Source organism: Acidovorax sp. 210-6, from assembly GCF_010020825.1.
Classification (GTDB): Bacteria; Pseudomonadota; Gammaproteobacteria; order Burkholderiales; family Burkholderiaceae_C; genus Simplicispira; species Simplicispira sedimenti.
Map to the genome: position 1 here is coordinate 3,423,832 of NZ_JAACJE010000001.1, position 21,331 is coordinate 3,445,162.

18 protein-coding genes are annotated in these 21,331 nt (G+C 64.7%); 10 read left to right on the forward strand and 8 right to left on the reverse strand.

All coding sequences use genetic code 11. The features are described from left to right. Positions 1 to 18: 18 nt before the first annotated feature. From GWK50_RS15900 to GWK50_RS15910, 3 genes are all read right to left on the reverse strand, one after another. Positions 19 to 450, reverse strand: coding sequence for a hypothetical protein (locus tag GWK50_RS15900; RefSeq protein WP_162017334.1), 432 nt, complete (start codon positions 448 to 450; stop codon positions 19 to 21). Positions 451 to 598: 148 nt separating this feature from the next. Further along, positions 599 to 1,084, reverse strand: coding sequence for a DUF1854 domain-containing protein (locus GWK50_RS15905; protein ID WP_162017335.1), 486 nt, complete (start codon positions 1,082 to 1,084; stop codon positions 599 to 601). A 9-nt stretch (positions 1,085 to 1,093) separates the two neighbouring features. Beyond that, positions 1,094 to 3,397, reverse strand: coding sequence for an ABC transporter ATP-binding protein (locus GWK50_RS15910; RefSeq protein ID WP_162017336.1), 2,304 nt, complete (start codon positions 3,395 to 3,397; stop codon positions 1,094 to 1,096). Between the two features lie 232 nt (positions 3,398 to 3,629). On the opposite strand from GWK50_RS15910, the gene cphA (GWK50_RS15915) reads away from it, so the two are divergent. The 3 genes from cphA (GWK50_RS15915) to GWK50_RS15925 are packed head-to-tail and all read left to right on the forward strand — an operon-like array spanning position 3,630 to position 8,932. Next, on the forward strand, positions 3,630 to 5,837 hold the full coding sequence (gene cphA, locus GWK50_RS15915) for a cyanophycin synthetase (protein WP_162017337.1): 2,208 nt from the start codon (positions 3,630 to 3,632) through the stop codon (positions 5,835 to 5,837). Positions 5,838 to 5,876: 39 nt separating this feature from the next. Beyond that, a complete protein-coding gene (gene cphA / locus GWK50_RS15920) occupies positions 5,877 to 8,456 on the forward strand; it encodes a cyanophycin synthetase (protein WP_162017338.1) in 2,580 nt (859 codons plus the stop codon). Continuing rightward, positions 8,453 to 8,932 (forward strand): CreA family protein, encoded by a 480-nt coding sequence (locus GWK50_RS15925; RefSeq protein ID WP_162017339.1) that lies wholly within the window; start codon positions 8,453 to 8,455, stop codon positions 8,930 to 8,932. The genes cphA (GWK50_RS15920) and GWK50_RS15925 overlap by 4 nt, the downstream gene beginning before the upstream one ends. Positions 8,933 to 8,947: 15 nt before the next feature. Here the strand turns inward: GWK50_RS15925 and rlmJ are convergent, their stop codons facing one another. After that, entirely contained in the window at positions 8,948 to 9,820 is an 873-nt protein-coding gene (rlmJ, locus tag GWK50_RS15930; protein WP_162017340.1) for a 23S rRNA (adenine(2030)-N(6))-methyltransferase RlmJ, read from the reverse strand. Positions 9,821 to 10,061: 241 nt separating this feature from the next. Between rlmJ and GWK50_RS15935 the strand changes: the two genes are divergently transcribed. The 6 genes from GWK50_RS15935 to erpA all read left to right on the forward strand — a co-directional run bounded on the left by GWK50_RS15935 (position 10,062) and on the right by erpA (position 14,792). Further along, positions 10,062 to 11,993 (forward strand): serine/threonine-protein kinase, encoded by a 1,932-nt coding sequence (locus GWK50_RS15935; protein WP_197905027.1) that lies wholly within the window; start codon positions 10,062 to 10,064, stop codon positions 11,991 to 11,993. Positions 11,994 to 12,220: 227 nt separating this feature from the next. Then, positions 12,221 to 12,649: a 50S ribosomal protein L13 gene (gene rplM / locus GWK50_RS15940; RefSeq protein ID WP_162017341.1), complete on the forward strand. Its 429-nt coding sequence runs from the start codon at positions 12,221 to 12,223 to the stop codon at positions 12,647 to 12,649. Positions 12,650 to 12,660: 11 nt separating this feature from the next. Beyond that, complete coding sequence (gene rpsI / locus GWK50_RS15945) at positions 12,661 to 13,053, forward strand: 30S ribosomal protein S9 (RefSeq protein ID WP_162017342.1); 393 nt, start codon at positions 12,661 to 12,663, stop codon at positions 13,051 to 13,053. A 127-nt stretch (positions 13,054 to 13,180) separates the two neighbouring features. Next, positions 13,181 to 13,918: a DUF6776 family protein gene (locus GWK50_RS15950; protein WP_162017343.1), complete on the forward strand. Its 738-nt coding sequence runs from the start codon at positions 13,181 to 13,183 to the stop codon at positions 13,916 to 13,918. 43 nt (positions 13,919 to 13,961) lie between these two features. After that, entirely contained in the window at positions 13,962 to 14,360 is a 399-nt protein-coding gene (locus tag GWK50_RS15955; protein WP_162017344.1) for a polymer-forming cytoskeletal protein, read from the forward strand. 63 nt (positions 14,361 to 14,423) lie between these two features. Further along, positions 14,424 to 14,792 (forward strand): iron-sulfur cluster insertion protein ErpA, encoded by a 369-nt coding sequence (erpA, locus tag GWK50_RS15960; protein ID WP_162017345.1) that lies wholly within the window; start codon positions 14,424 to 14,426, stop codon positions 14,790 to 14,792. 31 nt (positions 14,793 to 14,823) lie between these two features. On the opposite strand, the gene GWK50_RS15965 is transcribed toward erpA, so the two are convergent. After that, on the reverse strand, positions 14,824 to 15,933 hold the full coding sequence (locus tag GWK50_RS15965; RefSeq protein ID WP_162017346.1) for an anhydro-N-acetylmuramic acid kinase: 1,110 nt from the start codon (positions 15,931 to 15,933) through the stop codon (positions 14,824 to 14,826). A gap of 32 nt (positions 15,934 to 15,965) precedes the next feature. Beyond that, positions 15,966 to 17,327, reverse strand: coding sequence for a M23 family metallopeptidase (locus tag GWK50_RS15970; RefSeq protein ID WP_162017347.1), 1,362 nt, complete (start codon positions 17,325 to 17,327; stop codon positions 15,966 to 15,968). 189 nt (positions 17,328 to 17,516) lie between these two features. Between GWK50_RS15970 and tyrS the strand changes: the two genes are divergently transcribed. Beyond that, positions 17,517 to 18,746: a tyrosine--tRNA ligase gene (tyrS, locus tag GWK50_RS15975; protein ID WP_162017348.1), complete on the forward strand. Its 1,230-nt coding sequence runs from the start codon at positions 17,517 to 17,519 to the stop codon at positions 18,744 to 18,746. A gap of 58 nt (positions 18,747 to 18,804) precedes the next feature. On the opposite strand, the gene GWK50_RS15980 is transcribed toward tyrS, so the two are convergent. Together GWK50_RS15980 and GWK50_RS15985 are read right to left on the reverse strand one after the other, a co-directional pair. Next, positions 18,805 to 19,302, reverse strand: a complete 498-nt coding sequence (locus tag GWK50_RS15980) for a YbhB/YbcL family Raf kinase inhibitor-like protein (protein WP_162017349.1) — start codon at positions 19,300 to 19,302, stop codon at positions 18,805 to 18,807. Between the two features lie 69 nt (positions 19,303 to 19,371). Beyond that, entirely contained in the window at positions 19,372 to 21,276 is a 1,905-nt protein-coding gene (locus tag GWK50_RS15985) for a 5'-nucleotidase C-terminal domain-containing protein (protein ID WP_162017350.1), read from the reverse strand. Between the last annotated feature and the right edge of the window lie 55 nt (positions 21,277 to 21,331).

Below are 21,331 nucleotides of genomic sequence, written 5' to 3' on the forward strand. Positions count from 1 at the left end.
TAGCAGAACCACGACGGACTACAAGCCCCCCGTGCGCTTGACCTTGGGATCGGAGTAGGTCAGCGGCTCGTTCTTGGCCTGGGGAGCCATGCGTTCCTGCAACGTGGCCTTGTTGACCTCCTGCGCCAACTCAATGGCGCTGCCGCTGGCGCGCCAGAGGGATTGCAGATGTTCCAGCAACTGCTTGTAGAGCGGCTCCTTCGGGGGCTCGGGAGGCTCTTCCACCGTTTCCTTCTTCTGGACCATGGTCCAGTCGCGGTTGGGGGCGTCGGGATCGGAAGGTTTCTCGGGCGCCTTGACGACAGCCCCTTCACCCAGACGGTCCATGGACTCCACGGGGTTGGGGTTGTTGATGGGGCGTACAGGTACCGCCCCGGAAGCTCCGGTGGAATACAGATCTGCGCCCTGGGGACGCCAGATCGGAGATCGGTCGACAGGTGGCAGTTGCATGATGGGGCCTCTGGGAAAAGTTACACGACGGGGCTTTAACCCCATCTCGCGCCTCCATTTCGGCGAAAAGAAGGGGGAATTGAGGTCTTATTACCATTTGTAACAAATTGACCGTTACCTCCGCTACTACGCCAACCCACCAGCAGCGCTACAAAAACCGCTCCAGCAGCTTGCGCGAGGCTTTGTCCAGCGCGGTGGAGTCGGGAATGGCGTACTGCACGCCCTCGGCACTGGCCACCAGCAGCTTGGTGCGCCCATGCAGGCGGCGGATGTCTTCCTCGCCCTTGAGGGTGAAGCGCGTAGGACCGCGATCGGTTTCTACCGACCAGGTGCTGGGCGTGGAGAAGCTAGACACCCCGCTGATTTTCACGATAGTGGGCACAAACTCGCGCACCGCCAGTTCTTCTTCGACCATGGCGCGGGCCGCTTCGGGCAGCGCATCGAAACGGTCGAGCCAGATCAGCTCATGCCCATCGGAACCCACGATCGAAAGCCCTTCCTGCGGCGCGGCCAGCGGAAAAGCCCGCACGGGCACCACGCCGCTGTGCACAGTGCCGTCAGGCAGGGTCAACACCAGGCGACCATGGGCGTCGCGGTGCAGCTGCAGGGAAATGGAAACATTGGGGTGTTGCATGGTGTTCTTTCATTGCCCGGCCGGGTGAGCGCTGTGCTGCAAGCTGCTGTCGATGACCACGCCAGCAGCCTGCGCGTCTTCTTCGGCGCGGCGCACCTGGGCCTGGTACAACCGCCAATAGGCACCTTGCTGCTCCATGAGTGCGTCGTGCGGGCCCACCTCGACGACCTCTCCGCGATCCATCACCACCAGGCGGTCGGCCTTGCGCAGAGTGGACAGGCGGTGCGCAATGGCAATGGTGGTGCGGCCTTGTACCAGGTTGTCCAGCGCTTTCTGGATTTCCTTTTCGGTCTCGGTGTCCACGGCCGAGGTAGCCTCGTCCAGAATGAGGATGCGCGGGTCGATCAGCAGCGCCCTGGCAATGCTGATGCGCTGGCGCTCGCCGCCCGAGAGGCCCTGGCCGCGCTCGCCCACCAGCGAGTCGTAGCCATGCGGCAGGCGCAGGATGAACTCGTGCGCATGCGCTGCGCGTGCGGCCGCGATGATTTCTTTGCGCGTGGCGTCCGGCTTGCCGTAGGCAATGTTCTCGGCAATCGTGCCAAAGAACAGGAAGGGTTCCTGGAGCACCAGCCCGATGTGGCGCCGGTAGTCGGCCACGGCAAAGCGGCGCAAATCGACGCCATCAACCTGGATCGAACCTTCGCTCACATCGTAGAAGCGACAGATCAGGTTGACCAGGGTGCTCTTGCCCGATCCGCTGTGCCCCACCAAGCCGATCATCTCGCCGGGGCGGATGTCCAGATCCAAATTGCGAATGACCGCACGGCTGCCGTAGCGAAAGCCTACGCCGCGCATGGCGATGGCGCCCTGCACCTGTGCCAGCTTCACGGGCTGTGCCGGGTCGGGCACGTTGCTGACATGGTCCAGGATGTCAAAGATGCGCTTGGCCCCGGCCGCCGCTTTCTGCGTGACCGAGACAATGCGGCTCATCGAATCGAGCCGCCCATAAAAACGCCCGATATAGGCAATGAAGGCCGTGAGCACACCGACCGTGATCTCACTGCGCGAGACCAGCCAAATGCCAAAGGCCCAGACCACCAGCAGTCCCATTTCGGTAAGCAGGGACACCGTGGGCGAAAACAGCGACCAGGTGCGGTTGAGCTTGTCGTTCACCTCCAGGTTGTGCTGATTGGCATCGCGAAAGCGCTGGGCCTCCCGGCTCTCCTGCGCGAAGGCCTTGACCACACGGATACCCGGAATGGTGTCGGCCAACACGTTGGTCACCTCGCTCCAGACGCGGTCGATCTTCTCAAAGCCGGTGCGCAGGCGGTCGCGCACGGTGTGGATCAGCCAGCCGATGAACGGCAGCGGCACCAGCGTCACCAGCGCCAGCGCGGGGTTGATGGAAAAAAGGATGACCGCTGTCATCACGATCATGAGCACGTCGGTCAGAAAGTCGAGCGCGTGCAGGGAGAGGAACACGTTGATGCGGTCGGTCTCCGAGCCAATGCGCGCCATGAGGTCGCCAGTGCGCTTGCCGCCAAAGTAGTCCAGCGACAGGCGCAGCAGGTGCTCATAGGTGGTGGTGCGCAGATCAGCGCCAATGCGCTCGGACACCAGCGCCAGGATGTAGGTGCGCGCCCAGCCCAGCCCCCAGGCCACGAGTGCAGAAGCCAGCAACCCGGACAGGTACAGCAGCACCAGCATGGGGTCGATCTTCTGGCCGTTCTGGAACGGGATCAGGATCTCGTCCATCAGCGGAATCGTCAGGTACGGCGGCACCAGCGTTGCCGCCGTGGAGGCCAGTGTGAGCGCAAAGCCCGCCGCCAGTTGCCCACGGTAGGGGTGCGCGAACCGCCACAGGCGCAGCAGCACCCAGGTGGAGGGCTGCGGGGCCTGCGCACGCGCACAAGCGGGGCATTCTTCGCTGTCGGGGGGCAGTTCGGCGTTGCAGACGGGGCAGCGTGCTTCTTCCGGCACTGCACTCTGCGCACCTGCGGCGCTCTGGGCCACCTGCTCGAAGCGCTGAATCAGCAGCAGTGCCTGGGCCTGCGCCCCCAGCGTGAATCGCCACAACGCCAGGCGCTGCTGAGCGTCGTGCAGCTCCAGAGTGCCTACCCCAGCGTGGTCTCCCATGCGCAGCACAAGGTGCGGAGCAATATCCCAGGTCTGCCAATCGTTCTGTCCGGGAGCCAGAGCCAGCAGGCGACGGGTTGTCACCACGATCACCCCCTCACCAAAGCGCAGCGCACCGTCAAGGTCAACCGCCAGCGCCGCCCGCACGTTCTCGTCGGAAGCGAGCATGGCCCGCAAACCCGCCCCAAAGGGGCCCTGAAAAACACCCGATGTATCCAATGGATGGTGATGTTGCATTGTGGTCTTGTAATTGCACCCCCGGGCCCTGCCTGTGTGAGCGCCCAGCGATATGGGAATTCTCTCCGAAGTACCCCTACACGGCAGCAAGGCTGTCCGGGCATCTCGACTTAACGCCCCACCCCCTGCCGTGGCTGACATGCCTGTAACCATGGCAATCTGACGCACAATCCTGAAATCACCCTACCCTGGGTCTGAAATTCTCTCGTCCGGCAAACCACCCTTGCACCCCATGGCGAAATTCAACGACATCCAACTACTGCGCATCAACTACCTGCGCGGCCCCAACCTGTGGACTTACCGTCCGGTGCTCGAAGTCTGGCTGGACCTCGGCGCGCTCGAAGACCACCCTTCCCATCAGATCCCCGGTTTCAATGAGCGCCTGACCGCATGGCTGCCTGCGCTGATCGAGCACCACTGCGGCGTGGGTGAGCGCGGAGGCTTTCTGCAACGGCTGCAAGAGGGCACCTGGTGCGGTCATGTGCTGGAGCACATCGTCATTGAGCTGCTGAACCTCGCCGGCATGCCCACTGGCTTTGGCCAGACGCGCAGCACCTCGACACGCGGCGTGTATCGCATGGTGTTTCGCGCACGCGACGAGCAAGTGGCCCGCGTGGCGCTGGCACAGGGCCACCGCCTGATCATGGCCGCCATCAACGATGAGCCTTTCGACGTACAGGCCGCCGTGGCACGCGTGCGCACCGAGGTGGATGAACGCTACCTGGGCCCCAGCACGGCCTGCATCGTCACCGCCGCCACCGACCGGGGCATTCCGCACATCCGGTTGAACGACGGCAACCTGGTTCAACTGGGCTATGGAGCCGCCCAGCGCCGCATCTGGACCGCAGAGACGGAGCGCACCAGCGCTATCGCCGAGGGCATTGCCTCGGACAAGGATCTGACCAAGAGCCTGCTCAAATCCTGCGGGGTTCCCATTCCCGAGGGCCAGATCGTCAACAGTCCCGCCGAAGCCTGGGAGGCCGCGCAGGACATCGGCTTGCCCGTGGTCGTCAAACCCTCGGATGGCAACCATGGCAGGGGCGTGAGTCTGGACCTGCGCAAACAGGAAGACATCGAGGCCGCCTACCACGTGGCCTACCCCGAGGGCAGCGACGTGATGGTCGAGCGCTACATCCCCGGCGACGAACACCGCCTGCTGGTGGTGGACGGCAAGCTGGTAGCCGCCGCGCGGGGTGAGCTGGTCTGCATCACCGGCAACGGCCATTCCACGGTCACCGAACTGATTGAAACCCAGCTCAACTCGGACCCACGCCGCGGCTACGAGGAGGAATACCCCCTGGAAATCATCGACGTGGCCACCGACTCCAAGGTGCAGCTGGAACTCAAGCGCCAGGATCTGGATGCTCAGTCGGTGCCTGCAGCCGGCCGCGTGGTGGTGGTGCAGCGCAACGGCAACATGGCCGTGGACTGCACCGATGAGGTGCACCCCGAAGTAGCCCACATGGCGGCCTTGGCGGCCAAGGTGGTGGGACTGGACATTGCTGGCATCGACCTGGTGGCGCAGGACATCAGCAAGCCCCTGCAGGCGCAGGGCGGTGCCATCGTGGAGGTGAACGCCGGCCCCGGCCTGCTGATGCACCTCAAGCCCGCCGTGGGTGCGCCCCGCCCCGTGGGGCAGGCCATCGTGGAACACCTGTTCCCTGCCGAAGAACACGACGACGCGGACCAACCCGCCGGGCGCATCCCCGTGGTGGGGGTGGCGGGTACGCAGAACACCACCTTGATTGCTCGCCTGGTGGCTTGGTTGCTGCACCTGAGCGGAAAGCACACCGGGCTGGCGTGCCGCGAAGGCCTGTTCCTGGACCGCCGCCGCGTCGAATCCACCGACAGCACGCATTGGGAGCCCGCGTATCGTCTGCTGATGAACAAGATGGTGCAGGCCGCCGTCATCGAAAACGACGCCCGCGTGATCCTGCGCGACGGTCTGGCCTACGACCGCTGCCAGGTCGGCGTGGTCACCGACATGCTGGGCGCAGAGGGCCTGGCCGAATTCGACGTGCACGAGCAGCCCCAGATGACCAAGGTCCTGCGCACCCAGGTCGATGTGGTGCTACCCAGCGGCGCGGCGGTACTCCATGCAGCCCATGCCCAGGTGGCCGAGCTGGCCCCGTTGTGCGATGGCGCCGTGGTGCTGTACGCGCAGGACGGCGGACTCGATGTAATTGTCCAGCACCGCACACAGGACCAGGGCCGCGCGGTATTCATCAAGGGCGGACGTGTCGTGCTGACCACCGGCGGCAACGAGCAAGCCATCGCCCCTTTGAGCGCACTGTGCTTTGGCCGCAGCGCCACGCCACCCGATACCGACGCCCTGCTGGCCGCCATAGCTGCCGCATGGGCGCTGGACATTGCCCCGGACCTCATCGTTGCGGGCATCAAGACCTTTGAACCCGATCAAGCTGCCGCCCAGGCTGCGTAGACCGCCGACGCATTGGCAGAAAAAAAAGGAAATATCCCCATGGATGTCACCCGCATCAGGGCCTTGCGTGGGCCCAATCTCTGGAGCCGCCACCTGGCCATTGAGGCCGTGGTTTCCTGCAGCGCGCAGGAATGCACCATGTCGCGCATCGACGGCTTCGAGGCCCGCCTGCGCGCCCTGTTTCCAGCCATTGGCGTGCTGCAGCCCCAGGGCGGCGAGACCGATCTCTCGCTCGCCCACGTGTTGCAAGCGGCCGCGCTGGCGCTGCAGGCTCAGGCCGGTTGCCCGGTGAGTTTCGCGCGCACCACGCCCACCGTGGATTCAGGAGTGTTTTTAGTCGTCGTGGAATACACCGAAGAAGAGGTGGGCCGCGAGGCCTTCCAGTACGCCCGGCAATTGGTACAGGCGGCCCTCGATGGCAACTCCTTCAACACCGAAGCCGCTATTGCCCACCTGCGCGATCTGGACGAAGACGTCCGCCTGGGCCCCAGCACGGGGGCCATCGTCCAGGCCGCCGTGGATCGAGGCATCCCCTACCGCCGCCTCACCCAGGGCAGTCTGGTTCAGTTGGGTTGGGGCTCCAAGCAGCGGCGCATCCAGGCGGCCGAAATCGATTCCACCAGCGCCGTGGCCGAATCCATCGGCCAGGACAAGGACCTGACCAAGCGCCTGCTACACGCCGCCGGTGTGCCCGTACCGCTGGGCCAGCCGGTCGAAACGGTGGACGAGGCCTGGGCCGTGGCCCAGAAGGTCGGCCTGCCTGTGGTCGTCAAGCCCCAGGACGGCAACCAGGGCAAGGGCGTCACGGTCAACATCACCGACCGCGCGCAACTCGAAGAGGCCTACAAAAACGCCGCCGACTATGGCACCGTGATGGTCGAGCGCTTCCTGCCCGGGCAGGATTTTCGCCTGCTCGTGGTGGGTGACCAGCTCGTGGCCGCCGCCCGCCGTGAACCACCCCAGGTGCTGGGCGACGGTGAGCGCACAGTGCGCGAGCTGGTGGACATCGTCAACCAAGACCCGCGTCGGGGTGAGGGCCACGGCACGGCACTGACCAAAATCCGCCTCGACGATATCGCCATCTCGCGCCTGGCGTTGCAAAACCTCACACCCGATTCGGTGCCCGAGAAGGGCCAGCGCGTGGTACTGCGCAACAACGCGAACCTCTCCACCGGCGGCACTGCCACTGACGTGACCGATGACGTACACCCTGAAGTCGCCGCACGCGCCGTGGCTGCGGCCCAGATGGTGGGCCTGCACATCTGCGGCGTGGACATGGTGGCCGAAACCGTGCTGCGCCCGCTCGAAGAGCAGGGCGGTGGCTTTGTCGAGGTGAACGCCGCCCCCGGCCTGCGCATGCACCTGGCGCCCAGCTACGGCAAACCGCGCGCCATCGGCCAGGCCATCGTCGATCGTCTTTACGCCCACGGCCAGGACGGCCGCATTCCCGTGGTGGCCGTCACCGGCACCAACGGCAAGACCACCACGGCACGCCTGATCGCCCACCTGTTCTCGGCACAGGGCCTGCGCGTGGGCATGACCAACACCGACGGTGTGTATGTGAACGGCCGCCAAATCGACAGCGGCGATTGCAGCGGCCCCAAGAGCGCACGCAACGTGCTGCTGCACCCCGAGGTGGATGCAGCGGTGTTCGAGACCGCGCGTGGCGGCATCCTGCGCGAAGGCCTGGGCTTTGACCGCTGCCAGGTGGCCGTAGTCACCAACATCGGCGAAGGCGACCACCTGGGCCTGAACTACATCACCACAGTGGAAGACCTGGCGGTGCTCAAGCGCGTGATCGTGCAAAACGTGGCCCCCACAGGCTACGCCGTGCTCAACGCCATGGACCCTATCGTCGCCGCCATGGCCAGTGTGTGCCCTGGCAAGGTCATCTACTTTGCCAGCGACCGGCTGCACCCGGTCATGGTCACGCACCGGGCCCAGCGGCACCGCACCGTGTATGTCGATGGTGACTCCATCGTGGCAGCCGAAGGCTCCTGGCGTGAAACCATCCACCTGCGCGATGTGCCCATCACGCGGGGGGGCAAGATCCTGTTCCAGGTCGAAAACGTCATGGCTGCGGTGGCTGCGGCCTGGGGCGCTGGCCTGCCCTGGCAGACCATTCGCCGGGGCCTCTCGGGCTTTGTCAACGACAGCGACAACGCACCTGGCCGCTTCAACCTGATGGATTACCACGGCGCCACCGTGATTGCCGATTACGGCCACAACCCCGACGCCATGCGCGCCTTGGTACAGGCCGTGAATGCCCTGCCCGGCAAGCGCCGCAGTGTGGTCATCAGCGGCGCTGGCGACCGCCGCGACGAGGACATCCGCGTGCAAACCGTGATCCTGGGCGCCGCCTTCGACGACGTGATCCTGTACCAGGACGCCGCCCAGCGCGGCCGCGCAGATGGCGAGGTCATCGGACTGCTGCGCGAAGGACTGGCAGGCGCCACACGCACGCAGCATGTGGAAGAAATCCGAGGCGAGTTCCTGGCCATCGACACCGCACTTGCTCGCCTGCAACCGGGCGACCTGTGCCTGGTGCTGGTCGATCAGGTGGAAGAAGCCCTGGCCCACCTCGCGCAGCGCTGCGCAGAACCGCGGTTGAGCGCATGAGACGCAGTGCGCTGGCCCTGCCCGCCTTCCTGCTGGCCCTGGCTGCTCAGGCAGCCTCGGGCGAAAAGATTGGCGCCGTGGACACCGCCTTCCAGTGGATTGGGCGGGACCACGACATTCTGGTGGAGGCCTACGACGACCCGGCCGTGCAGGGCGTGACCTGCTACGTTTCGCGTGCTCGCAAAGGTGGCATCAAGGGCACCCTGGGTCTTGCAGAAGACCGCGCCGAGGCCTCCATTGCCTGTCGGCAGGTAGGCCCCATCAGCATCCCCGAGCCGCTCAAGAAGCAGGAAGAAGTGTTCAGCGAACGCATGTCCATCCTGTTCAAGCGCCTGCGCATCGTGCGCATGGTGGACACGCAGCGCAATGTGCTGGTGTACCTGACCTACTCCGAAAAACTGATCGACGGCTCGCCGCAGAACAGCGTCACGGCGGTGCCCGTGGAGCGCAGCCTGCCAATTCCCATCAGACCATGAGCCAAGGCTGCGCCGTCAGCCCGCTTCAAGGGTATGCGTGGCGTTGCGATCCTGCCCCATCAAATCCACCATGCACGGAAGCGCCTCGCGCAACGCTGCGTGCAAAGTGTGCGGCGGATTGATGACGAACATGCCGCTCGCAGCAAGGCCGGGACGCTCACCCGCCCCTGATTTCACCGTCAGGGACGCATGCAACCAGTTCTTCCCGGCTTTGCTGGCGACCGATTTCAACCGCCGGGGCAGGTCGTGCGCCTCCGGGCGCGGAATGATGGGGTACCACACGGCGTAGGTTCCCGTGGCAAAGCGCTTGAGGGCATCCTGCAGCATGTCGGGCACACGGGCGTAGTCGCTCTTGAGTTCATAGCTGGGATCACACAGAAGCAGCGCCCGGCGCGATGGTGGCGGCAGAAAGCGGCGCACCCCTTCAAATCCGTCCTCCTGCAGCACTGCCACCTGGCGCCCTGCATTCAGTTGCGCCACATTGCCTGCCAGCGCACGCAGATCAGTCGGGTGCAGCTCGAACAACTTCAGTTTGTCGCGCTCGCGCAACAGATGCTGCAGGATGAACGGAGAACCAGGGTAAACCCTGATTTGCACCCCTTGATTGAAACCCCGCACCAGTTCAAGGTAGTTCTGCAAAAGCGAGGGAAGCGGCGCGGCAGAGGGTGCACTGGCAGCCGCGGCCAGTTTGAGAACCCCTTCCTCGGCTTCGGCACTGGTGCGCGCATAGTCACCATCCAGCCTGTATAGACCGGCACCGGCGTGGGTATCCAGCACCATCAGGGCCGTGTCCTTCGCGATGAGGTGCTGCAGGGTGGCAATCAGCACGGAGTGCTTGAGCACGTCGGCATGGTTGCCGGCATGGAAGGCGTGGCGGTAACTGAACATACGTCAATGGTAACCCCCGCATCCCCCATGTGGATGCGCAGCACGGTGCTAGACCGGGTTGTGCGGGCCTGCACAGCGGGCACAATCGTGGAAAAAGTCGGCAGGCAGCGTGTGTTTTTTCCCACCAGATACGTTTTGTTGTCGGTGGGGCTGCGCACAGCGGCGATGATGGCCCCTGCTTTCTTGTAGCTCCAACCTGCGTAGGCTGTCCCCGCAGCTTTGGCTCTATGGATTTCTCACCATGACCGACCTCGTTACCGAGCACCCCTCCCCAACGGCAATGCATGTCGATGCCTTGCCAGTGGGCACGCGCCTGGGAGAGTTTGAAATCCTGGCTCTCCTGGGGGTGGGTGGCTTTGGCATGGTGTACAAGGCATTCGACCATTCCCTGCACCGGGCCGTGGCCATCAAGGAATTCATGCCTGCAGCGCTGGCCACCCGCGGTGGCGATGGCGCTCTGGTACCGCGCTCGCCTGCGGACCAGCCTGCTTTCCACGCAGGCCTGAAGTCTTTTGTGGGTGAAGCGCGGTTGCTGGCCCAATTCGACCACCCCTCCCTGGTCAAGGTGTTCCGCTTCTGGGAAGCCAACCATACGGCCTACATGGTCATGCCCTTGTACAGCGGCATGACGTTCAAGCAAGCGCGCGCCCAGATGCGAACGCCCCCCCCAGAGGCTTGGCTGCGCAAGGTACTTTGGTGTGTGCTGGGAGCGCTGCGCGTGCTGCACGGCGGTCAGACGCTGCATCGCGACATTTCTCCCGACAACATTTTCTTGCAGGACTTTGGCCCGCCTGTATTGCTGGATCTGGGTGCTGCACGCCATGCCATCAACGACCGGGACCGCAAGCATACGGCCGTGCTCAAGGTGAACTACGCACCGATCGAGCAGTATTCCGAAGGCGACCTCGAGCTGGTGCAGGGGCCATGGAGCGACCTGTACTCCCTTGCAGCAGTGGTGCACGGCTGCCTTTGCAACGATACGCCCCTGCCGTCCACGCTGCGCGCCATCCGTGACCGTATGGTGCCCTTTGCCCGAGTCGCCAAGACGGTGCGCAAACAGTTCGGACAAGAGTATTCCCCAGCGTTTGTCGATGCGATCACCAAGGCCTTGTCCTTGCAGCCCCAAGACCGACCGCAGAGCATTGACGAGTTCCTGCAATTGATGGAAATGACCACGGCGCCTGCCGGGCTGGAGTTGTTTGACTTCCGTGCCGAGCTCGGCGACCTTTGGGTCGAGCCGACCGACCAGCCGGGGCCGGGCATTGTGGTGCCTACCGTGGACTTGACGTCCGAAGTCATGGGCAAGCTCAACAAGCCGATTCCGCCTGCGCCTGTCCCGACACCTGCTGCTGAACCCACTCCACCCGCTCCGGCCATGCTGGACGCGCAGGACACCGTGGCGCTGGACGCCGGCGACACCGTACTCATGGAAGACGTGGCCGACAGTTCCCTCCTTGACGCGGTGGAGGCGTCCCAGCCGCCGATGCCTCCGGGCACCAAGCGTTACGGACTGGAATCCGAGCGTGAGCGACCATCGCGCCCCACCCCTCTGCACAAAGGCGCACCCAAGACGGCTGCACGAAAGCCCGCTACGGGTGCAGGTGTGGCTTGGTGGGCCATCGGCGTGGCAGCACTCGTCGTGATGGCGGGTGGCGCCTACGGATGGCGCAGCCATGTGGCCGGCAAGGCGCCGCCGCCCAAGGACGACATCATCACTGAACTCGCCGAGCCGGCATCCGCTCCAGCATCAATGCCTGCCTTGGATGCCACTGCAACAGCGGTGGCGCCTGCTGGCTCTGAACCAGCCTCCGATACGGTGGGCGCTGCTTCGGCGTCGGAAGTAGCGTCTAGTCCGGCTCCTGCCTTTGTAGCGGCCTCTGACCCCCGTGCAGCCTCGCGTGTGACGCAACGCCGCAAGGCTGCTGCAGCAGCAGCCGCGCCCCCCCCGGCACCCGAGCCCGCACCGCCCCCACCGCCCGCGCCCGAACCAGCACCCGCGCCTCCACCGCCCAAACCCGCACCGCCGGTGCGGCTGTGCGAAGGAGAGTCGTTCTTCACCCGCAGCATGTGCCTGCGCGAGCAATGCCGCAAACCCGGCAATGCCGCCTTGCCTGTCTGCGTGGAGTTCCGCCGCCAGATGGAGCCACTGGAGAATCGCCAGCTTGCCAATTGAGGGATTTCGCCCCTTGCGGCACCCCTGGTGTTGATGAGGCGAGTTTTGTATAATGGCAGGCTTCGCAGCGAACTGGTGCTCCGCGGCGAAGTGGGTTTGCCCTACGCGGGCGCGCCCAGGTCCCACCTAAGAGGTTTCCGCCTGAGAGAAACACCGACCGTGGAAAAGAGCCCGCAGGACACCGGCCCCTATTTTTTGGCCGGTCAAACCCTCGAAAGAGAACTCTCATGTCTACATTCAGCGCAAAACCCGCTGAGGTGGTGCACGAGTGGTTTGTGATTGACGCCACCGACAAGGTGCTCGGTCGGGTAGCCAGCGAAGTTGCCCTCCGTCTGCGCGGCAAACACAAAGCCATTTACACGCCTCACGTCGATACCGGTGACTTCATCGTCATCATCAACGCATCCAAGCTCAAGGTCACCGGCACCAAGTCGCTCGACAAGGTGTACTACCGTCACTCGGGTTACCCCGGCGGTATCACGGCCACGAACTTCCGCGACATGCAAGCCAAGCACCCCGGCCGCGCGCTGGAAAAGGCCGTCAAGGGCATGCTGCCCAAGGGCCCGCTGGGTTACGCCATGATCAAGAAACTCAAGGTGTACGGTGGTGCAGAGCATCCCCACACCGCCCAACAGCCCAAAGTGCTGGAACTGTAAGGAGCCTTGAGATGATTGGTGATTGGAACAATGGCACCGGCCGTCGCAAATCCAGCGTCGCCCGCGTGTTTCTGAAAAAAGGCTCTGGCAAGATCACGATCAACGGCAAGGACATCCAGTCCTATTTCGGCCGTGAAACCTCGATCATGATCGCCAAGCAACCCCTGGCGCTGACCAACAACCTCGAAGCCTTCGATGTGCAGGTCAACGTCAATGGCGGCGGTGAATCCGGCCAGGCCGGTGCCACCCGCCACGGCATCACCCGTGCGCTGATCGACTACGACGCCTCGCTCAAGCCCGCGCTGAGCCAAGCCGGTTTCGTGACGCGCGATGCACGCGAAGTCGAGCGCAAGAAGGTCGGTCTGCGTGGCGCCCGCCGCGCAAAGCAGTTCTCCAAGCGCTGATCCGCTGCGACTGCACGCCTTCCCTGCAAAACCGCCACGGTGCAAACCGCTGGCGGTTTTGTTTTTTTGGGCGCACTTGCCCCAGAGGGTATAGTCCGGGCCTTCGATCGCCAAGGAGACCGATCCCATGCGTTTTCGTCTGCTGCGACGCCGCTTGACCGTCAGCGCCCCCCGGATGGCCGTGCGCAGTGCGCTGCCTTGGCCTTTGCGCTGGTTCCTGCTGGCGCTGATGCTGGGGTTCTCCGCAGCATTGGCGCTGTGGGCTTTTGAGTTTGGGCGCTCCATTGCCGGGCTGGATGCAGGAAGCCGAGAAGAACTCAAGCATCTGCGCGCCGAGGTGCAGCGCCTGCAGGACGAGTCCCAACGGCATCAGGCCCTTGTGGACACCTCGGGAAGCCTCTTGCTGGCCGAAAGGACCGCCCTGGAGCAACTCACCGCAAGATTGCGCCAGGCCGAGGCAGAAAACCGTTCGCTGCGCGAAGACCTGGGCCTGTTTGAAAAACTCATCCCGGCTGGCGCCGACACCAACGGCGTCGCCATCAGAGGCCTTCAGGCTGAAGTCATCGCAGGAGTGCATCTGCGATGGCAAGCACTCGTGATGCGCACCCTCAAGAATGCTCCAGAATTCAAGGGGCAGGTGGAGTTGGTGCTGACCGGCACACGCGAAGGCCAGCCTTGGACCCGCACATTCCCAGGCCAAGGCCAGGCACTGCAGCTGCGCCAATACCGGCGCCTGGAAGGCATGATCGACCTCCCCCCCCATACCGTGGTAAAAACCGTCACCGTCCGCGTGCTGGAAGGTGGCACAGCACGGGCCACCCAGACACTTGCGCTGGAAGACACTGCGGCAAGCCCTGCCAGTTAGCGCGCTCCGGCGCAGCGTCCAGCCCGCCATTGGAGTATTGAACATGTTTTCCCGCAACAAACAACCTCCCATCAAAAGCCTGATCGCAGAAGGCAGCCGCATTGAAGGCAATGTGCTGTTCACCGATGGCTTGCGCATCGATGGCGAAGTGGTCGGCGACGTGCGCGTGGGCCAAGGCACGCCGGGCCTGCTGGTGATCTCAGCCACCGCCAAGGTGGAAGGCGCGGTGCATGCCGACCATGTCATCGTCAACGGCCAGATCCATGGCCCGGTACATGCCGGCACCATGCTGGAACTTCAGCCCAAAGCGCGCATTGCCGGGGATGTTTACTACAAAACCCTGGAAATGCACCAAGGCGCCACCATCTGCGGAAAGATGTTTCCAGCCGATGCCGTGGTGGAAGAAAAGCCCACATTGAAGCTGGCGGCAAACAACCCTTGAGGGTGAACAATTGCGCGCTTTGCAGTAGCATTGCGCCCCAAAGTCCTATCCCGGAGCCCCGCCATGAGTGCCGCAGTCCAAGATTCCCCCGAAGAAGTCATGCCCGACCCCATCCTCTTCACCGAGAGCGCGGCCGCCAAAGTGGCCGATCTCATCGCTGAAGAAGGCAACCCCGATCTCAAACTGCGCGTCTTCGTGCAGGGCGGCGGCTGTTCGGGTTTTCAGTACGGCTTCACTTTCGATGAGATCGTCAACGAGGACGATACGGTGATGACCAAGAACGGCGTGTCTCTGCTGATTGACGCCATGAGCTACCAGTACCTGGTGGGCGCCGAAATCGACTACAAGGAAGACCTGCAGGGCGCCCAGTTCGTGATCAAGAACCCTGGCGCATCGTCCACCTGCGGCTGCGGCTCCAGCTTCTCGACCTGAAAAACCACACCCGCCAGCAACGCTGGTGGAATCAAGCGGGGTAGATCGCCCCGAGCACACGGGCGCCTTGGGCGCCCGTTGCGCTGGGCAGGTTGCCGGGCAGGCCCAGAAGGCACTGGCGCGCCAGCCAGGCAAAGGCGGCAGCCTCCACCTGCTGCGCGGGCAGGCCCAGCGTATCGGTAGGCTGCACACGCAGGTTCGGCAACAGCGCCTGCAGGCGTGCCATCAGGCGGCCATTGAAAGCCCCACCGCCACACACAGCAAGCAGAATGCTATTATTTTGATAGCGCATAGCGCTTTCTGCACAAGCGCTGGCGGTCAATTCGAGCATTGTCGCCTGCACATCGGCCGCAGACGCGGATGGGCAGTGGCGCAGGTGTTGCTCCAGCCACGAAGGGTTGAACAGGTCGCGCCCGGTGCTTTTGGGCGGGCTTTGATGCAGGTAGGGCTCAGCCTGCATCTGTTGCAGCAACGCAGGCAGCACCTGACCACTGGCCGCCCAGGCGCCGTCGCGGTCAAAGGGCTCGCCGCGATGCTGCTGGCACCAGTGGTCCATCAATGCATTGCCAGGGCCGCAGTCAAAGCCCAGCACGCTGCCGTCGGCACGCAGCACGCTCAGGTTGGCGATGCCACCGATGTTCAGCACCAAGGCATCCTGGCCCGGTTGGCCAAACTGGAACTGGTGAAAGGCAGGCACCAGTGGCGCGCCCTGGCCGCCGGCGGCGACATCGCGGCTGCGCAGGTCGGCGACCACGCGGATGCCCGTGCATTCAGCCAGCAGCGCCGGATTGTTGAGCTGCAGGGTGTAACCCGTTCCGTCAAAGGCGCCAGGGCGGTGGCGCACGGTCTGTCCATGCGCTCCGATGGCCTGCACCGCGCTGGCGGGGATATCGGCAGCCTGCAGCACGGCCTGCACCGCCTGCGCATAGCAGCGCGCCAGCGCATTGGCGGCCAGCGCGGCGCGGTGCAGTTCGTCGGCTCCGCTGGTGTTGAGCGCCAGCAGTTCACTGCGCAGGTCAGGGTCAAAACCCAGGGCGTGGTGTCGCAGCACCTGGCAGCGCGGCCCGGAAAAGTCGGCCAGTACGGCATCCACGCCGTCCAGCGAGGTGCCGGACATCAGGCCGATATACAGATCGGACATGGCTTTGGTGGCACCTCAGCGGCCCAGGCGCTTTACTCTGCGCTGGCCTGCTCGATGAGCGCGGCCGAAGACAGCTCGATGCGCATGGTGCTGGCCAAGCGGTCAAAGGCTGGGCGTGCGGCGGCAGACACCGGTGCGGCGGCCTCACTCTGGCGGGCGATGACCATCGGGTCCTGGTGCTGGCCATCGACGCGGAATTCGAAGTGCAGGTGCGGCCCGGTCGCCCACCCCGTGGCGCCCACCGTACCGATGTTCTGCCCCTGGGAAACGGACTGGCCCTTCTTCACGTCGATGCGGTTCAGGTGCGCATACACGGTGACATGCTGGTTGCGGTGCTTGACATAGACCACGTTGCCAAAGCCATTTTGAACCCCAGCAAAGTCCACCACACCGTCACCCACGGTGCGCACCGGGGTGCCTGTCGGAGCCGCAAAATCGGTCCCCAGGTGGGCACGCCACTTTTGCAGAATGGGGTGAAAGCGCATGGCAAAGCCGCTGGTTACCCGGGAAAACTCCAGCGGCGAGGCCAGGTAGGCGCGGCGCTTGCTCTGACCGTCGAGCGTGTAATAGGCGCCTTTGTCCGAGCCGGGCTCCTGGAACCACAGAGCCTGGTGGGTTTTGCCGTTGTTGACGAATTCTGCGCTGAGCACACGGCCGGAGCGCAGGGGCTCGCCATCGGCCACCAGGGTTTCGTACACGACCGAGAAACGGTCGCCCTTGCGCAGGGCACGTCGGAAGTCGATGTCAGCCGAGAACAACTCGGCCAGTTGCACGGCCACGCCATCAGGGATGTTGGACGCATCCGTCGCGGCAAACAGCGAGCTGTGGATGACGCCCCCCGCCAAGCGCGTGGAGGCCGTCAGCGGCGCCGTCTCGATGCGCGAAACAAAACCCTTGTCGGTCTTCTCGACCACCAGGCGCTTGAAGTTGCCGCTGTCGTCATGGGCCCAACGCGCCGTCAGGCGCTGCAGGCTGTGGTCGTCGCTGGTTTCGGCAGACACCAGGCGTCCAGTGCGACCCAGCAGATTGCGCTGCACCAGCGTGTCACGGCGCAGAAAGGCCGCGGCCAGCGGATCGGCCACACCCATGCGCTGCAAGAGTGATTCGGCCGTATCCGTGCTGCGCACCTGTTCCGAACGGTAGAGAGAGAAGCCGCCGGTATCGGTCAAATCCGCGAGCGCCACCCCCGAGGCCAGGGATTCCACTGGCAGCTCCACCAGACGCACTGGCAGGTCGGCAGGGTCCGGCCCCAGCGAGGCGACGGCAAACGCGCCACCGCCGCCCGTCAACAGGACGGCTGCAACAAAAGCGGTGATACGACGGGGGTGTTTTTGAATGCCTTGGGCAATTCGCTCCAGCAAGGCGGTGCGTGCGGTGGTCAGGCCGTGTGTCAAAAGTCGATCCCCAGGTCTGCAAGGCAGCCCACGCGCTACCGGCGGTGCCGGGTAGCGCGGGCGCGCCAAAGAATGTCAGGCGGCAGGCAGCGCCGGCAGGCGGCGCTGGGCGGGCACGTAAAATCCCCACTCCTGCAATGTGCGCGCAAGTATAGCGAAGCGCTTTGAGAGCACACCCTAGAAAACCCTATGAATTCATCTGCTGAAAACACACCACTGTCCGAGGGCGTGGCCCGGGCGCTTGAAGTCTCGCTGCGCGGCGTGGAGGAACTGCTGCCCCGTGACGAATGGGTGAAGAAACTCCAGCGCTCCGAGGCCACGGGCCAGCCGCTGCGCATCAAGCTGGGCCTGGACCCCACAGCCCCCGACATCCACATCGGCCACACGGTAGTGCTCAACAAGATGCGCCAACTGCAGGACCTGGGGCACCAGGTGATCTTCCTGATCGGCGACTTCACCACCCTGATCGGCGACCCCTCGGGGCGCAACAGCACGCGCCCGCCGCTCACGCCCGAGCAGATCAAGGTCAACGCCGAAACCTACTACCGCCAGGCCAGCCTGGTGCTGGACCCGGCCCGGACCGAGATCCGCTACAACAGCGAATGGAGCGAGCCCCTGGGCGCCACCGGCATGATCCAGCTGGCCGCCAAGTACACCGTGGCGCGCATGATGGAGCGCGATGACTTCCACAAGCGCTTCAATGCAGGCCAGTCGATCAGCGTGCACGAATTTCTGTACCCGCTGATGCAGGGCTACGACTCGGTGGCGCTCAAGAGCGACCTGGAGCTGGGCGGCACGGACCAGAAGTTCAACCTGCTCATGGGCCGCCATCTGCAGCAGGAATATGGCCAGGAGCCGCAGTGCATTCTGACCATGCCGCTGCTGGTGGGGCTGGACGGCGTGGACAAGATGTCCAAGTCCAAGAACAACTACATCGGCATCACCGAGGACGCCAACACCATGTTCGCCAAGGTGCTGTCGATCTCGGACGACCTGATGTGGGACTGGTACACGCTGCTGTCCTTCAAGAGCCTGGCCGAGATCGCCGCGCTCAAGGCCGAGATCGCCGGCGGGCGCAACCCCAAGGATGCCAAGGTGATGCTCGCCAAGGAGATCACGGCGCGCTTCCACAACGCCGCTGCGGCCGACGCGGCGGAGCAGGATTTCATCAACCGCAGCAAGGGCGGCATTCCTGACGACATTCCCGAGGTGGCGCTTTCGGGCGCGCCGCTGGGCATCGGCGCGCTGCTCAAGCAGGCCCACCTGGCCCCCTCGAGCAGCGAGGCCAACCGCCTGATCGACGGTGGCGGCGTGCGCGTCGATGGCGCGGTGGTCAGCGACAAGGGTCTGAAGCTGGGCGCAGGCAGCTACGTGGTGCAGGTGGGCAAGCGCAAGTTCGCGCGGGTGTCCATTTCGTAGTCTTTTTGGCCTTCAAGGCTTGCCATTCAAGCGCAAGTAGCTATATTTTTAATAGCATTCACGCCCGGCCATAGGTGGCCGTGAAGCTGGCCTTGGCCAGGCTGTGGGCATTGACCATGAAGCCCGCGAGCGCGGCCGTGGCATCGTCGGGAATGTCCAGTCGCGGCACCGAGAGCGCGTGCACGGTGAAGATATAGCGGTGTGGCTTGTCGCCCGGTGGCGGGCACATGCCGCCCCAGGCCATGGCACCGTAGTCGTTGCGGATCTGGCGCGCGCCCTGCGGCAGTTGCGCACTGCCCTTGGCGCCTGCATTCGGTGCCAGCGCCGTCGTATCGGCCGGCAGGTCCACCACAAACCAATGCCACCACCCCGAGCCTGTGGGCGCATCGGGGTCGTACACGGTCAGTGCAAAACTCTTGGCGCCCTCGGGTGCGCCGCTCCATTGCAGTGCGGGCGATTCGTTGCGCCCCGAGCAGCCAAAGCCATCGAACTCGAAGTGCTGCGGCACCGTGCCGCCGCTGGGAATGTCGGGACTGGTGAGGGTGAAAGTGCTCATGCGTGCCTCCTGTGGTTTGACCCCGGCAAGTATGCCGCCTCGCACCCTGTGCGGCCAGACCTGGATGGCTCAGTTCGGGCCCTTGAAACTGCGTGTGCTGTAGAACGCTGGATCCAGCGGCTGGAGCAAGGGCAGTCCGCTGGCCGCGTCCTTGGGCTGGGCTTCGATGTAGCTCAGAAACACATCGGCATCGAGCACGCCCACATCAAGCCGCCGCGCAGCGGGCACTGCGGCCAGGGTCTTGTAGCCGTCACCCCCGCGTGCATTGAAGCTCAGGGCGAACATGCGGTAGGTTCTGGCCCTGTCCAGGGGAGCCCATTGGCCTGTGCGCGCGTCACGCACCTCGATGCGGCTGACGCGCTGGCCCCGGGCCGCCGTGGCGTCCACATCAAAGCGCAACCCGGCGGTGTAGGGATAGGGGCCGGTGGAGCCGCCCGGCCCATAGACGGCCTCCAGGCCATCTTCCAGCATGGCATGCACCTCGTCGCCGGTGATATCCAGGCGGTGCAGCATGTTGCCAAAAGGCAGTACCTGCATCACGTCGGATGCCGTGACCTGCCCTTGCAGCGCCCCGCGCACGCCACCCGCGCTTTGCAGCGCGACGTCTGCGCCGCCGTACCTGGCCTGCGCCACTTCCAGATAGGCCTGCGCCACCAATTGCTGAATATCGCCGCCATGCGCGTTGACCCTGGGCTGCGCATTGCATGCCACGCTGGATTGGCTGTGATCGCCCGCCGCAGCCTCGGCACCAGGCACACGGCGCATGCACAGCTCGGCTGGCGCCGTGGCCACCACGGTCTGGTTGAAACGTGCCACCCGCTCCTGGTAGGGCTGGAGCATGGCCGCCGCAGCCGCTTGCGGCGCCGTGGCATGCAGCACGCCGCTGGCTTCCACACGGGCCCGCAGCGCCTTGTTCTCTTCGTCCGAAGGGGCCTTGCCGGCGATGGTGAAGTGCTCACCGATGAGGACATGCGGACGCCCTTCGCATGCCAGCACCTCGCCCTGCGCATCGAACTGCACCCGGAGTTCACCCACCACCTGCGCATACTCCCAGGCCTGGACGATGCAGACGGTCTTGCCATCCCTGTCCTTGCTGCGCGTGGGATAGGGCCCCGCCGGTGAGCCCACGCCCAGGGTCTGGAGCTGTTGCGGCCCCAGCAGCGTGTGCGAATCGCCGCCCACAATCACATCCACGCCACGCAGCCTGCCCGCCAGCCGCTGGTCGTTGCCGTAGCCGATGTGGCTCATCAGCACGATCTTGTTCACACCCTGCGCGTGCAAGCGGTCGATCTCACGCTGCGCCGCGATGGCCTCGTCCTCGAACGTGGTGTCTGGATCAGGGCTGGAGGATGCCTTGGTTTTCTGCGCCACCGTCAGGCCCACCAGGCCGATGGGCTGCCCTCCCCGCTCCAGCACCACGGACGGCTGCACCGCACCCGGCGCCCTGGAGGGATGCAGCGCCGAGCCAGCACCAAAGTGCACATTGGCACTCAGCGCGGGGGTCTTGCACGGCCCTTGGCGCAGCAGATCAAGAAAGCCCTTGAGCCCTGCGTCGCCTTTGTCGAACTCGTGGTTACCCAGAGTGAACGCATCGAAGCACACCGTGTTCATCAGCGCGGCATCCGCCGCACCTGCAGCGCCTGCGCGGTTGAAGTAGAGCGTGCCCGTCAGCGCATCCCCCGCATGGAGCTTGAGCACCTGGGGACCGGCTGCCTGGGACAGCGACTCGAATGCGGCCGCCACGCGCGCAAAACCGGCGGCATCGACCGCCACAGCCACCGGCGCACCCGTCCCCGCATCCAGTTGCAAGGTCCTGGGCTGGGGCTCCAGGTGCGAGTGGTGGTCATTGATGTGCAGCAGGGTCAGCGTGTAGGGCCGTGCGCCCTCCCGCAGACCGGCACAGGACGACAGCAAACCCGCCGCCAGCAGAGCCCACGCAAGGGTACGAAAACGGTTTTTCCAGAATCCAGGCATAGCCACACTCCCATCCACCGCCCATGCAGCGCCCGCATGTCGGCGCGGTGGATCC